General features: G+C 57.9%; 13 protein-coding genes. 7 read left to right on the plus strand and 6 right to left on the minus strand.

All coding sequences use genetic code 11. The features are described from left to right. Window positions 1-20 precede the first annotated feature (20 nt). Both nlpD and rpoS read left to right on the plus strand, forming a co-directional pair. Window positions 21-1,145 (plus strand): murein hydrolase activator NlpD, encoded by a 1,125-nt coding sequence (gene nlpD, locus I6L58_RS17635; RefSeq protein ID WP_042321814.1) that lies wholly within the window; start codon window positions 21-23, stop codon window positions 1,143-1,145. A gap of 59 nt (window positions 1,146-1,204) precedes the next feature. Then, entirely contained in the window at window positions 1,205-2,197 is a 993-nt protein-coding gene (gene rpoS, locus I6L58_RS17640) for an RNA polymerase sigma factor RpoS (RefSeq protein ID WP_013098493.1), read from the plus strand. Between the two features lie 52 nt (window positions 2,198-2,249). Here the strand turns inward: rpoS and I6L58_RS17645 are convergent, their stop codons facing one another. Both I6L58_RS17645 and I6L58_RS17650 read right to left on the minus strand, forming a co-directional pair. Further along, window positions 2,250-2,627, minus strand: a complete 378-nt coding sequence (locus I6L58_RS17645) for a DUF4440 domain-containing protein (protein ID WP_088208638.1) — start codon at window positions 2,625-2,627, stop codon at window positions 2,250-2,252. Continuing rightward, window positions 2,624-3,835 carry an MFS transporter gene (locus I6L58_RS17650; protein ID WP_088208639.1) on the minus strand — a complete coding sequence of 404 codons (1,212 nt, stop codon included), beginning with the start codon at window positions 3,833-3,835 and terminating at the stop codon, window positions 2,624-2,626. The genes I6L58_RS17645 and I6L58_RS17650 overlap by 4 nt, the downstream gene beginning before the upstream one ends. Before the next feature lie 106 nt (window positions 3,836-3,941). Here I6L58_RS17650 and I6L58_RS17655 point away from each other — a divergent pair, with 106 nt between their 5' ends. Further along, window positions 3,942-4,829 (plus strand): LysR family transcriptional regulator, encoded by an 888-nt coding sequence (locus I6L58_RS17655; protein WP_042321811.1) that lies wholly within the window; start codon window positions 3,942-3,944, stop codon window positions 4,827-4,829. Here I6L58_RS17655 and I6L58_RS17660 read toward each other — a convergent pair. Next, the gene (locus I6L58_RS17660; RefSeq protein WP_058608523.1) at window positions 4,826-5,233 is read right to left on the minus strand and encodes a MarR family winged helix-turn-helix transcriptional regulator; all 408 of its coding nucleotides are present in this window, start codon (window positions 5,231-5,233) and stop codon (window positions 4,826-4,828) included. The genes I6L58_RS17655 and I6L58_RS17660 overlap by 4 nt on opposite strands. A gap of 173 nt (window positions 5,234-5,406) precedes the next feature. On the opposite strand from I6L58_RS17660, the gene I6L58_RS17665 reads away from it, so the two are divergent. Genes I6L58_RS17665 through I6L58_RS17675 form a run of 3 tightly spaced genes read left to right on the plus strand, consistent with a single transcriptional unit; the run spans window position 5,407 to window position 7,658 of the window. Continuing rightward, a complete protein-coding gene (locus I6L58_RS17665; protein WP_006178219.1) occupies window positions 5,407-6,009 on the plus strand; it encodes a non-oxidative hydroxyarylic acid decarboxylases subunit B in 603 nt (200 codons plus the stop codon). After that, window positions 5,999-7,426 (plus strand): non-oxidative hydroxyarylic acid decarboxylases subunit C, encoded by a 1,428-nt coding sequence (locus I6L58_RS17670; protein ID WP_006178217.1) that lies wholly within the window; start codon window positions 5,999-6,001, stop codon window positions 7,424-7,426. Before I6L58_RS17665 ends, I6L58_RS17670 begins: the two co-directional genes overlap by 11 nt. 10 nt (window positions 7,427-7,436) lie before the next feature. Then, window positions 7,437-7,658, plus strand: a complete 222-nt coding sequence (locus tag I6L58_RS17675) for a non-oxidative hydroxyarylic acid decarboxylases subunit D (RefSeq protein ID WP_014071539.1) — start codon at window positions 7,437-7,439, stop codon at window positions 7,656-7,658. A gap of 91 nt (window positions 7,659-7,749) precedes the next feature. Here I6L58_RS17675 and mutS read toward each other — a convergent pair whose 3' ends face one another. Continuing rightward, window positions 7,750-10,311: a DNA mismatch repair protein MutS gene (gene mutS, locus I6L58_RS17680; RefSeq protein ID WP_088208640.1), complete on the minus strand. Its 2,562-nt coding sequence runs from the start codon at window positions 10,309-10,311 to the stop codon at window positions 7,750-7,752. Between the two features lie 113 nt (window positions 10,312-10,424). After that, the gene (locus I6L58_RS17685; protein WP_006178214.1) at window positions 10,425-10,655 is read right to left on the minus strand and encodes a SymE family type I addiction module toxin; all 231 of its coding nucleotides are present in this window, start codon (window positions 10,653-10,655) and stop codon (window positions 10,425-10,427) included. A 174-nt stretch (window positions 10,656-10,829) separates the two neighbouring features. Here I6L58_RS17685 and I6L58_RS17690 point away from each other — a divergent pair, with 174 nt between their 5' ends. Further along, window positions 10,830-11,174, plus strand: a complete 345-nt coding sequence (locus tag I6L58_RS17690; RefSeq protein WP_176399431.1) for a nitrous oxide-stimulated promoter family protein — start codon at window positions 10,830-10,832, stop codon at window positions 11,172-11,174. A gap of 5 nt (window positions 11,175-11,179) precedes the next feature. Here the strand turns inward: I6L58_RS17690 and I6L58_RS17695 are convergent, their stop codons facing one another. Next, complete coding sequence (locus I6L58_RS17695) at window positions 11,180-12,400, minus strand: MDR family MFS transporter (protein WP_088208641.1); 1,221 nt, start codon at window positions 12,398-12,400, stop codon at window positions 11,180-11,182. Window position 12,401 lies beyond the last annotated feature (1 nt).

Raw genomic sequence — 12,401 nt, forward strand, 5'->3', positions numbered from 1 at the left:
ATTACATTCCTGGGGGATAAATGAGCGCGGGAAGCCCTAAATTCACCATCAGCCGTGTTGCGGCATTATCACTGGTTTCGCTCTGGCTGGCGGGCTGTTCAAATTCAAATAATCCACCTGCACCTGTTTCCTCCGTGGGCGGCAGCAGCGGCTCGGGCAACACGTCCAGCGGAATGTTGATCACGCCACCGCCTAAGATGGGCAATACGGCGGCGCAGCAAACACCACAAATTCAGCCGGTTCAGACGCCTGTTACGCAGCCAACGCAGATTCAGCCAGTACAACAGCCTGTGCAGACCGAAAATGGCCGCATAGTGTATAACCGCCAGTATGGGAACATTCCGAAAGGAAGCTATACCGGCGGCAGCACCTACACCGTGAAGCGCGGTGATACGCTGTTCTATATTGCCTGGATCACCGGGAACGATTTCCGCGATCTGGCACAGCGCAATAACGTCCAGGCCCCGTATGGACTGGAAGTCGGCCAAACGCTGCAGGTCGGCAATGCAACCGGCAAACCGTTAACGCCGGGTAATACCGTTTCTGCTGCAGACGTAACGGCGCAAAATAACAGTGTTAAACCTGCACAAAAAACCAGCACGGTAGTTGCTTCGCAACCGGTAATTACGTATTCTGAGGACTCAGGTGATCAGAGTGCTAACAAAATGTTGCCGAATAATAAAGGTACTGCGACGGTTGTCACAGCACCGGTAACGGCACCTGTGGTTAGCTCTACCGAACCGACTGCCAGCAGTATGACGTCCAGTTCGCCTATCTCAGCATGGCGCTGGCCGACTGATGGCAAGATTATCGAGAACTTTGCCACCTCAGAGGGGGGTAACAAAGGGATCGATATCGCAGGAAGTAAGGGACAGGCTATCATCGCGACCGCAGACGGACGCGTTGTGTATGCCGGTAACGCGCTGCGCGGTTACGGTAATCTTATTATCATAAAACATAACGATGATTATCTGAGTGCCTACGCCCATAACGACACTATGCTGGTCCGGGAACAACAAGAAGTTAAGGCGGGGCAAAAAATCGCTACCATGGGTAGCACCGGAACCAGTTCTACACGCTTGCATTTTGAAATTCGTTACAAGGGGAAATCCGTAAACCCGCTGCAGTATTTGCCGCAGCGATAAATTGACGAGGCATGCAAGCCAGGGTGTCTCGTCCAGGGATCACGGGTAGGAGCCACCTTATGAGTCAGAATACGCTGAAAGTTCATGATTTAAATGAAGATGCGGAATTTGATGAGAACGGAGCAGAGGCTTTTGACGAAAAAGCCTTAGTAGAAGAGGAACCCAGTGATAACGATTTAGCTGAAGAAGAGCTGTTATCGCAGGGTGCCACACAGCGTGTGCTGGACGCGACTCAGCTTTACCTTGGGGAGATTGGTTATTCCCCTCTGTTAACGGCCGAAGAAGAAGTCTATTTCGCACGTCGTGCTTTGCGTGGTGATGTTGCCTCGCGCCGTCGCATGATTGAAAGTAACTTGCGTCTGGTCGTGAAAATTGCTCGCCGTTACGGCAATCGTGGTCTGGCTTTGCTTGACCTGATTGAAGAGGGCAACTTAGGTCTCATCCGCGCAGTTGAGAAGTTTGACCCGGAACGCGGGTTCCGTTTCTCAACCTACGCAACCTGGTGGATTCGTCAGACCATCGAACGGGCTATTATGAACCAAACCCGTACGATTCGACTGCCGATCCACATCGTCAAAGAGTTGAACGTCTATCTGCGTACTGCGCGCGAGTTGTCCCATAAACTGGACCACGAGCCGAGCGCTGAAGAGATTGCCGAACAACTGGATAAACCGGTTGATGACGTAAGCCGTATGCTGCGTCTCAACGAGCGCATTACCTCCGTTGACACCCCGCTGGGTGGCGACTCCGAGAAAGCGCTGCTGGACATCCTGGCCGATGAAAAAGACAACGGCCCGGAAGACACCACGCAGGACGATGACATGAAACAGAGCATCGTCAAATGGCTGTTCGAACTGAACGCCAAACAGCGTGAAGTGCTGGCACGTCGTTTCGGTTTACTGGGGTATGAAGCTGCAACACTGGAAGACGTCGGCCGCGAAATTGGCCTGACCCGTGAACGTGTTCGTCAGATTCAGGTTGAAGGTCTGCGTCGCCTGCGTGAAATCCTGCAGGGGCAAGGTCTGAATATCGAAGCGCTGTTCCGCGAATAAGCACCCTTTCGTCAAAAAAGGCCCGTCGTGAGACGGGCCTTTTTCTTTTGCGCTACGCCTGTGCGGTTTCGTGCAGCAGCCGCCAGCTCACCGTATTTCCTTCCTGATTAAGCACCGCGGTTGACCCGCGCACGTTGACGGGGCAATCCGGGCGGGTTTGCGTCTCCCGGTAGTGCATCACCGCGCCACCGTCCCACTGCTGCACCGTGGTAAGCCTGTCGATCCTTATTTTCAGGCCGGGGCGGCTACCGCGCTGGTTTTCCAGGAAGCTGACCAGCGCCGCATGATCCAGATGCGTACCGCCTGGTGGAATCATCATAAAGTCCGGACGAAAGCGGGCGAGCAGGGCGTTAATGTCGCCTTCCCCCTCTCCCAGCCACTGTTCGAGCGCCACGTGAAGATCGATAATTTCGGTTTCGTAGGGGGTCATACGTTCTCCTGTTGAAGCTGCCTCAGCACCTTCGCATTGTTAAGACGAATAACGGCCAGCAGGGGCAGTAACGTTACGCCTGCGGCAAAAAGAAAGATACCGTGCCACGCCGTAAGTGGCGGCAGGTAGCGCTGCGCCAGGCTAAGCAGCGCGGCTAACACCAGCGCCCCCAGAAAAAAGCTCAGCTGACGATTAAGGTTCCACAGCGCACTGGCGTCCGGCATCGCATCATGCGGGATTGTCAAAAACGCGCTGCTTTGCGCCGTGCTGCTGCACAGGCTACCGCCCGCGCCCATCAGGGTAAACGCCAGCACCGGCAGCGTGAACGGGGTATCTGGCCCGATACCGATAAGAAGCCCCATCCCGATAGCCTGCAAAAGACAGCCGAGCACGATGAGCGGCCGTGGGCCGGTACGGTTGAAGTAGCGCCCCGTTGCCGTGATGGCCACAAAAGAGGCCAGTGACCAGGGAAGCATCAGCGCCCCGGTTTCGGCAGGCGTCAGCCTGGCGATGCTTTGCAGGTAAAACATGCCCATCACGTTCACGCCGATGAACGTGCCGGGAACGCACAGGTAGACCAGCATGGAGAAGCGCAGCAGCGGATCCTTCAGCAGCGGGAGGTGAAGCAGCCGCCTTGTCAGGGTCTGCTGCGGCTTTTCGTTGCGAAGCCACAGCCCGGCCAGGACAAAGGCGAGTGCGGCAACGGGCAGGGTAGCGAAAAAAATCCATCGCCAGCCGAACGTCTGAACCAGCACGCCGCCCAGCGCTGGCGAGCATGCCGGTGCCAGCAGGGCCACCAGCATGACCGCCGAGGAGAGCCTGGCACGTTCGTGCGGCTTAAACTGCTGCCACGCCAGCGCCTGCCCAACCGGTATCAGCAATCCGCCGCCAAGCCCCTGAATTACACGCCAGGCGATCAGGCTGTCGAGCGTCGACGCCAGGCCCGCGGCGGCAGATGCGGCGCTAAACACAAAAAGCGAAAGCAGGATCAGGCGTTTGGCCCCAAGCAGGCGCGCCAGCATTGCGCTGAACGGGATAACCAGCGTCAGCCCGGCAATGTAGCCATTACTGACCCACGCAAGCGCGGAGGGCGTGGCGTGTAGCGCCTCGCCCATCGCCGGAAAGGCCACGCTGGCGATGAACATGTTAATCAGGTCGAGAAAAAAGCCGAGCAGAAACACAACGGCGACCCTGGTGCGATACATCATGGGAACTCCTCCAGTGAGGGCGTATCGTAGCGGTCGGTGCGGCGCAGATAAACGCGACAAAGCGCGATATACTGTCAAAAAAATTTTGACAGTGAAAAGGCGCAGCATGTTGAATTTGCAGCGCACGGCGATGTTTGTGGCGGTGGTCGAGAGCGGAAGCTTCACTGCTGCCGCTGACGCCCTGGGGCTAACGAAAGCGGTTGTCAGTTTTAATATTCGCCAGCTTGAAGATGAGCTGGGCGTCACGCTGTTGCTGCGTTCTACCCGTCGTCTGCGCCTGACCGAAGCCGGGGAGCTGTTCTATCAGCGAAGCCTGGCGCTGCTTAAAAATGCGGAGAGTCTCGCGGATGATGTGCGCGCCAACCATGCGGGGCTGACGGGAGAACTGCGCATTACCAGCACCCCGGAATATGGGGCGAAAGTGGTGGTGCCCCTGCTGGCCGAATTTAGCCTCCTGCACCCGGAGCTGCGCGTGCGGCTGGTGTCATCCTCGCTGCACAGGGATCTTATTTCAGAACGTTTTGATGTTGCCATCCGGCTCGGGACGCTAGCAGATTCGCGCTATCACGCCGCGCTGATTTCGCACTTTGCCATCCTGCCCGTGGCGTCGCCGGCGTGGCTGCACGCCCATCCCGTGGATTCGCCAGAGGCGCTGGCGCAGGCGGAATGGATCATTCATGAACGTCTCGCTTCACCGCTGCGCTGGCAGCTGCGTAAAGCGGACGGTGAAAGTGTTGTGCTGGAGATAAAAAAAGCCCCGCGCTTATACGCCGACAGCGCGCAGGCGCTGATGGCCTTTGCCCTGGCCGGCAGCGGTGTGGCGCTGTTGCCCGCGTGGCTGGTACAAAACGCGCTCGATACCGGGCAACTGGTCCCGGTGTTGCCGGAATACACTTTTGCGCAGCAGGGCATCTATGCTGTCTATCCTGATGCCCAGCATGTTTCGGCGAAGGTGCGCACGTTTATTGATTTTATGCGCGCCCGGGTAAACTAGTTGTGCATCATTTTTTTGATGAGCGCCGAGAACTGCTCCCGTTCTTCCCTGCTGAGGCGGCCTAAAAACGCCTCATCCACATCATTCCCGACGGGCTGACAGCGCGCGAGCAGCGCCTCGCCTTCCGGTGTTAAAAAGACAAAGCGGCGACGCTTGTCGGCAGGATCGTGCTCGCGTTTTACCAGACCCCGGGACTCCATGCGGCTCAGCATCTCCGCCAGCGTCGCCTTGGTACTCACGGCCACTTCGGTTAAGGCCACCTGCTCAATCCCCGGATGCTCGGCAATCGAACGTAACACCGCATACTGTGGCTTGGTCAGTTCCGGGAGGGCATGCTGCCACTGGGCGGTATGCTGCTGAAAAAGCTGACGTAACAGGTGAAACGCCTCTTGTCTTAGGTCCATGAACACTCCGACGAAAAAATTCTCTCCCTATGATAGCCCCGTTTGCCCGGGATTTTAACGCGTCATTTTTTAGCAATTAATGTGATCGTGTGCGAACGATCTTGCCAGAAAGCCAATCCGGGAGTAGCGTAAGCATTATGTTCGTATGCGAACAAATAGTTGCGAGGTGATAAATGAGACTGATTGTTGGGATGACGGGGGCAACGGGTGCTCCACTGGGCGTGGCGCTGCTCAAGGCGCTGCGTGAGATGCCGGACGTAGAGACGCATCTGGTGATGTCGAAGTGGGCGAAGACGACGATAGAACTGGAAACCCCCTATACCGCACAGGACGTCGCCGCACTGGCAGACGTCGTGCACAGCCCGGCGGATCAAGCCGCCACCATCTCCTCAGGCTCGTTTCGTACCGACGGCATGATCGTCATCCCGTGCAGCATGAAAACGCTGGCCGGGATCCGCGCGGGCTACGCCGAAGGGCTGGTCGGACGCGCGGCAGATGTGGTGCTGAAAGAGGGGCGCAAGCTGGTGCTGGTCCCGCGCGAGACGCCGCTCAGCACTATCCACCTTGAGAACATGCTCGCGCTTTCCCGCATGGGCGTCGCAATGGTCCCGCCCATGCCGGCGTATTACAACCACCCGCAGACCGCTGATGACATCACCCAGCATATTGTGACCCGCGTGCTTGACCAGTTTGGTCTGGAGCACAAAAAGGCCCGCCGCTGGAACGGTCTGCAGGAGGCGAAACACGTTTCACAGGAGAATAAAAATGGCATTTGATGATTTGAGAAGCTTCCTGCAGGCGCTCGATGAGCAAGGGCAACTGCTGAAAATAGAGGAAGAGGTTAACGCCGAACCGGATCTGGCGGCGGCCGCCAACGCCACCGGGCGCATCGGGGACGGCGCGCCCGCGCTGTGGTTCGATAACATTCGTGGCTTTACCGATGCCCGCGTGGCGATGAACACCATCGGCTCGTGGCAGAACCACGCCATTTCGCTGGGGCTTCCCCCCAATACGCCGGTGAAAAAGCAGATCGACGAATTTATCCGTCGCTGGGATAACTTCCCGGTTGCACCGGAGCGCCGCGCCAGCCCGCCCTGGGCCGAGAACACGGTGGACGGAGAAGACATTAACCTGTTCGATATTCTGCCGCTGTTTCGTCTGAACGACGGCGACGGGGGATTCTACCTGGATAAAGCCTGCGTGGTGTCACGCGATCCCCTCGACCCGGACCACTTCGGTAAACAGAACGTCGGCATTTATCGCATGGAAGTGAAGGGCAAGCGCAAGCTGGGGTTGCAGCCAGTGCCGATGCACGATATCGCGCTGCATCTGCATAAGGCGGAGGAGCGCGGCGAAGATCTGCCGATTGCGATCACCCTCGGCAACGATCCGATCATCACCCTGATGGGCGCCACGCCGCTGAAATACGATCAGTCCGAGTACGAAATGGCGGGCGCCCTGCGCGAAAGCCCGTACCCGATCGCCACCGCACCGCTGACCGGCTTTGACGTGCCGTGGGGCTCTGAAGTGATCCTCGAAGGGGTCATTGAAGGCCGCAAGCGCGAAATCGAAGGACCGTTCGGGGAGTTCACCGGACACTACTCCGGTGGCCGCAATATGACGGTAGTGCGCATTGATAAAGTCTCTTACCGCACCAAACCGATTTTCGAATCTCTTTACCTCGGCATGCCGTGGACAGAGATTGACTATCTGATGGGCCCGGCAACCTGCGTGCCGCTCTATCAGCAACTCAAGGCGGAGTTCCCGGAAGTGCAGGCGGTGAACGCCATGTACACCCACGGCCTGCTGGCGATTATCTCTACCAAAAAACGCTACGGCGGTTTTGCCCGCGCGGTCGGATTACGCGCCATGACCACGCCGCACGGCCTCGGCTATGTGAAGATGGTCATTATGGTCGATGAAGACGTCGATCCGTTTAACCTGCCGCAGGTGATGTGGGCGCTGTCATCCAAGGTCAATCCGGCAGGCGATCTGGTGCAACTGCCGAATATGTCGGTGCTTGAACTCGACCCTGGCTCCAGCCCGGCGGGGATCACCGACAAGCTGATTATTGATGCCACCACCCCCGTCGCGCCGGATAACCGCGGCCACTATAGCCAGCCGGTACGGGATCTGCCTGAAACCAAAGCCTGGGCTGAGAAACTGACCGCGATGCTGGCCGCGCGCCAATAAGGAGGAAATGATGATTTGTCCACGTTGTGCCGATGAGCATATCGAAGTGATGGCGACATCGCCGGTGAAAGATGTCTGGACCGTTTACCAGTGCCAGCACTGCCTGTATACCTGGCGCGATACCGAACCCCTGCGCCGCACCAGTCGCGAGCATTATCCCGAAGCGTTCCGTATGACGCAGAAGGATATTGACGACGCGCCGCAGGTGCCGACGATCCCGCCGTTGTTGTAAAAATAAGCCCGGAGGCGTAACCGCTTACCGGGCTTGTAGGTTTTGTAGGCCGGGTAAGGCGAAGCCGCCACCCGGCAATAAAAACCGAGAACTAAACCAGATTCTTCAACCGATAAATCCACTCCAGCGCCTGGCGTGGCGTCAGGGAATCCGGATCGAGGTTCTCCAGCGCTTCAACAGCCGGAGAGGTCTCTTCCGCAGGCACCAACAGCGACATCTGCGTGCCATCAATCTGCGTTGCCGCAGCATTCGGTGACAGGCTTTCCAGCTCACGCAGCTTCTGACGCGCGCGCTTAATCACCTCTTTTGGCACACCTGCCAGCGCCGCAACCGCCAGACCGTAGCTCTTGCTTGCTGCGCCATCCTGCACTGAGTGCATAAAGGCGATGGTGTCCCCGTGCTCCAGCGCATCAAGGTGGACGTTGGCTACGCCTTCCATCTTTTCCGGCAACTGCGTCAGCTCGAAGTAGTGGGTGGCAAACAGCGTCATCGCCTTGATTTTATTCGCCAGGCTTTCGGCACACGCCCACGCCAGCGACAGTCCGTCATAGGTGGAGGTTCCGCGCCCAACTTCATCCATCAGCACCAGGCTATGTTCCGTCGCGTTATGCAGAATGTTGGCGGTTTCGGTCATCTCCACCATGAAGGTTGAACGACCGCTTGCCAGATCGTCCGCCGCGCCCACGCGGGTAAAGATGCGGTCTATTGGGCCAATCTCGACGTGCTGCGCCGGGACATAGCTGCCAATGTAGGCGAGCAGCGCAATCAGTGCCGTCTGGCGCATATAGGTGCTTTTACCGCCCATGTTCGGACCGGTAATGATCAGCATTCTTCTCTGCGGCGACAGGTTCAGCGGGTTAGCGATGAACGGTTCGTTCAGCACCTGCTCCACCACCGGGTGGCGGCCTTCGGTAATACGAATGCCCGGTTTGTCGATGAAGGTCGGGCAGGTGTAGTTCAGCGTTTCCGCACGCTCTGCCAGGTTAACCAGCACATCCAGCTCTGCCAGCGCGCCCGCGCTGAGCTGCAGGTCGCCGAGATGCGGCATGAGCATGTCGAACAGTTCGTCATACAGCTGCTTTTCCAGCGCCAGCGCTTTGCCTTTCGAGGTGAGAACTTTATCTTCGTACTCTTTCAGCTCAGGAATAATGTAGCGCTCGGCGTTTTTCAACGTCTGGCGACGTACGTAGTGGATAGGGGCCAGGTGGCTCTGCCCACGGCTGATCTGAATGAAGTAGCCGTGTACCGCGTTATAGCCGACTTTCAGGGTATCAAGGCCCAGGCGTTCGCGCTCGCGGATCTCAAGCTTGTCGAGATAGTCCGTTGCACCGTCAGCCAGCGCGCGCCATTCGTCCAGCTCCTCGTTGTAGCCCGGCGCAATGACCCCGCCGTCGCGCACCAGAACCGGCGGCGCATCGATAATGGCGCGCTCAAGCAGCTCGCGCAGCTCGGTAAATTCGCCCATCGTTTCACGGAGTTTCTGAACGGGTGCACTGTCAATGTCGCTTAACTGAGCACGCAGTTCCGGTAACTGCTGGAAAGCATGACGCATACGCGCAAGATCGCGAGGGCGGGCGGTACGCAATGCCAGACGGGCAAGGATACGCTCAAGATCGCCCACCTGGCGCAGGACGGGCTGCAGCTCGGTGTAGCGATCCTGCAACGCGGCAATCGTCTGCTGGCGGCAGACAAGCGTATGGGTATCGCGAATGGGCATATGCAGCCAGCGTTTCAACATACGGCTGCCCATCGGCGTCACCGTATTGTCCAGCACCGAGGCGAGGGTGTTCTCGATGCCTCCCGCCAGGTTCTGGGTGATCTCAAGGTTACGGCGCGTTGCCGCATCCATGATGATACTGTCCTGCTGGCGTTCCATCGTAATCGAACGGATGTGCGGCAGGGCGGTACGCTGGGTGTCTTTGACGTACTGCAGCAGACAGCCTGCGGCGCACAGGCCGCGCGGAGCATTCTCAACGCCAAAGCCAATCAGATCGCGGGTGCCAAACTGCAGATTCAACTGCTGGCGCGCGGTATCAATTTCGAATTCCCACAGCGGGCGGCGGCGTAAGCCGCGACGACCTTCAATCAGCGAGGTCTCTGCAAAGTCTTCGGCGTACAGCAACTCCGCAGGGTTTGTGCGCTGCAGCTCGGCCGCCATGGTTTCACGGTCGGCGGGCTCGCTCAGGCGGAAACGACCGGAACTGATGTCCAGCGTCGCGTAGCCAAACCCTTTGCCATCCTGCCACAGGGCCGCCAGCAGGTTATCCTGGCGCTCCTGGAGCAGGGCTTCGTCACTGATGGTGCCCGGCGTGACGATGCGCACGACCTTGCGCTCAACCGGGCCTTTCGAGGTGGCCGGATCGCCAATTTGCTCGCAGATCGCGACGGATTCACCCTGGTTCACCAGCTTCGCAAGGTAGTTTTCCACGGCATGGTGCGGGATACCCGCCATCGGAATCGGCTCGCCTGCCGATGCGCCACGTTTGGTCAGCGAAATGTCGAGCAACTGCGATGCACGTTTGGCATCGTCATAAAACAGCTCGTAGAAATCGCCCATACGGTAAAACAGCAGGATTTCCGGATGCTGTGCTTTCAGCTTCAGATACTGCTGCATCATCGGCGTATGTGCGTCGAAATTGTCGATTGTGCTCATGGAGTTATGATATCCATTTCTTTGATAATAATGGTCTTTACGCGGCTCGTTGGCCGTAGGTTTCCTCTATTGTCGCATGAAAAAATGGCGCGGCGCAGAAAAAAGTCGCGACTTTACGAGGCGCCTTCCTGCATCAGTTCGATGATGATTTTCCCGTGCGCCACGCCCACCCGAACCTGCGAATGGGTGGTAAATCCGGCTTTTTCCAGCCAGTCGCCTTTAAGGCTGAGGGCGGCATGGACGCTATAGCGCGTCGGGATTTTGGTTCGGCGATCCTCGTGGCGCTTTCTGAAATAGCCCACTTTTAAATGGCGATAGGGTTGGGTGATGACGATCTCTGGCATACGGCCTCCGAAAAAGTTGGGCAACGGGCGTTCTCATTGCCTGTATAAAATACCAGTGTTTGACCCGTCTGGCCGCTTTAATACTGGAAGGCGTCTTCAGAAAATAAAATGCAACGACTGAAAACCGACGCGCAAAGAGGTATTATGGATGCACTTTATATGAGGTCATTGTCCATGTCCGGTAAACGTATCGCACGAGAGAAAGAGACGATCGCCAAAATGATCGCGTTGTTTGAGAAGCAGTGCCCGCAGGCTTCTCAGGAAGAGGGGCACTATCAGGCGCTCAGGGCGTATGCCGACAAGCGTCTGGACAAGTGTGTTTTTGGTGAAGAAAAGCCCGCCTGTAAACAGTGCCCGGTACACTGCTACCAGCCTGTAAAGCGTGAAGAGATGAAGCAGATAATGCGCTGGGCCGGCCCGCGCATGTTATGGCGTCACCCCATCCTGACCGTTCGTCATCTGATTGATGATCGTCGTCCGGTGCCGGAATTACCGGAAAAGTATCGCCCGAAAAAGTGAGTCGTTCAGCGTCTTAGCGGCCGGCAAATCACGTTCACGGCCAGTGCGCTGCATAACGGGAAGAGGGCCAGCAGCAGCCAGGGGTAAATCGCCTGGGGTGAAGGCACCAGCGCGCGATCCAGCAGACTGCCAAACAACAAATTTCCTGCCAGTACCGCAATGCCTCCGGCAGTGGAGAGTGCGCCGTAGTGCGCCCCCAACGTGGACTCCTCAGCAAACCGCGGAATGAGATCTTTAGCCGAGGGTACCAGCAGCATCTGTCCCAGCGTCAGCAGCGTAACCAATGAGACTGACGGCAGTAGCCGCCACCAGCCCTCCGGCGGTTCAGTCGCCGCAAACATCGCCACGCTCGCAAAGGCGGCAGACAGCAGTAAAAAGCCTACCGGCAGGATCCTCACCGCGCCCACGCGGCGGGCGAAGCGTGCCAGCGGCAGCTGTAGAGTAATGATCAACACGGAGGCGAGCATAAAAAGCGGGCCGAGATCTTTCTCGTTACCGCCAGACCGCTGGATCTCCACCGGCAGCGCCAGATAAAGCTGGTTGTAGCTTAACAGCCACGAGCTATAGGCAATGATAAAGGCGACGAAACGAGGCTGGCGGAACGTTGTCCACCAGGGCTGTATTTTCAGCGTTTGTGAACGGTGGTCAGAAGCAGGGAGGCAGAAGTAGAGCACCACTAACGCAACAATAAACACCCCGGCACCTGCCAGCGCCACCTGGCGGAAGCCAAGCCCCGTCAGCAGGGCACCAGCAACCGGGCCCAGTACCGCGCCGAGTTCCCCGCAGACCGCAAACAGCGCAAACCACTCCGCCCGGCTTCGTTTCCCTTTCGCCTCACTGTGGGTGCCCGCTTTTGCCAGCAACGCCTCAATCGAAGGGGAGAATAGTGCACCGCCGACGCCCGTCAGGCAGGCACCCAGAATGATTGGCCACAGAGTGCCCCCGAAGGCCAGCAGCAGGTAACCCGAAACACGAACAATACAGCCGCTCAGGATGACCACTTTCGCGCCAAACCGGTCTGAGAGTGCGCCCCCAACGATAAACATCCCCTGCTGTGAGAAGGTGCGCAGACCCAGAATCAGCCCGATAAGCCCGCCGGAAAGCAGCATGTCGTCGCGCAGGAATATCGCAAGGAAGGGAACAACGGCGTAAAAGCCGATGTTAAAAACAAACTGGCTACCCAGTAAAACGGGCGGCCAGAGCGTGGTGGCAGGGCGAAGGGGCATT

Origin of the sequence: Enterobacter cancerogenus (assembly GCF_019047785.1) — a bacterium.
GTDB lineage: Bacteria > Pseudomonadota > Gammaproteobacteria > Enterobacterales > Enterobacteriaceae > Enterobacter > Enterobacter cancerogenus.

Coding starts and splice junctions, on each gene's coding strand:
- I6L58_RS17685 (WP_006178214.1), bottom strand. CDS start 10,655: ATGCCAGAGATCGTCATCACCCAACCCTATCGCCATTTAAAAGTGGGC.
- I6L58_RS17675 (WP_014071539.1), top strand. CDS start 7,437: ATGATTTGTCCACGTTGTGCCGATGAGCATATCGAAGTGATGGCGACA.
- I6L58_RS17645 (WP_088208638.1), bottom strand. CDS start 2,627: ATGACCCCCTACGAAACCGAAATTATCGATCTTCACGTGGCGCTCGAA.
- mutS (WP_088208640.1), bottom strand. CDS start 10,311: ATGAGCACAATCGACAATTTCGACGCACATACGCCGATGATGCAGCAG.
- I6L58_RS17670 (WP_006178217.1), top strand. CDS start 5,999: ATGGCATTTGATGATTTGAGAAGCTTCCTGCAGGCGCTCGATGAGCAA.
- I6L58_RS17690 (WP_176399431.1), top strand. CDS start 10,830: ATGTCCGGTAAACGTATCGCACGAGAGAAAGAGACGATCGCCAAAATG.
- I6L58_RS17695 (WP_088208641.1), bottom strand. CDS start 12,400: ATGCCCCTTCGCCCTGCCACCACGCTCTGGCCGCCCGTTTTACTGGGT.
- rpoS (WP_013098493.1), top strand. CDS start 1,205: ATGAGTCAGAATACGCTGAAAGTTCATGATTTAAATGAAGATGCGGAA.
- nlpD (WP_042321814.1), top strand. CDS start 21: ATGAGCGCGGGAAGCCCTAAATTCACCATCAGCCGTGTTGCGGCATTA.
- I6L58_RS17655 (WP_042321811.1), top strand. CDS start 3,942: ATGTTGAATTTGCAGCGCACGGCGATGTTTGTGGCGGTGGTCGAGAGC.
- I6L58_RS17650 (WP_088208639.1), bottom strand. CDS start 3,835: ATGATGTATCGCACCAGGGTCGCCGTTGTGTTTCTGCTCGGCTTTTTT.
- I6L58_RS17660 (WP_058608523.1), bottom strand. CDS start 5,233: ATGGACCTAAGACAAGAGGCGTTTCACCTGTTACGTCAGCTTTTTCAG.
- I6L58_RS17665 (WP_006178219.1), top strand. CDS start 5,407: ATGAGACTGATTGTTGGGATGACGGGGGCAACGGGTGCTCCACTGGGC.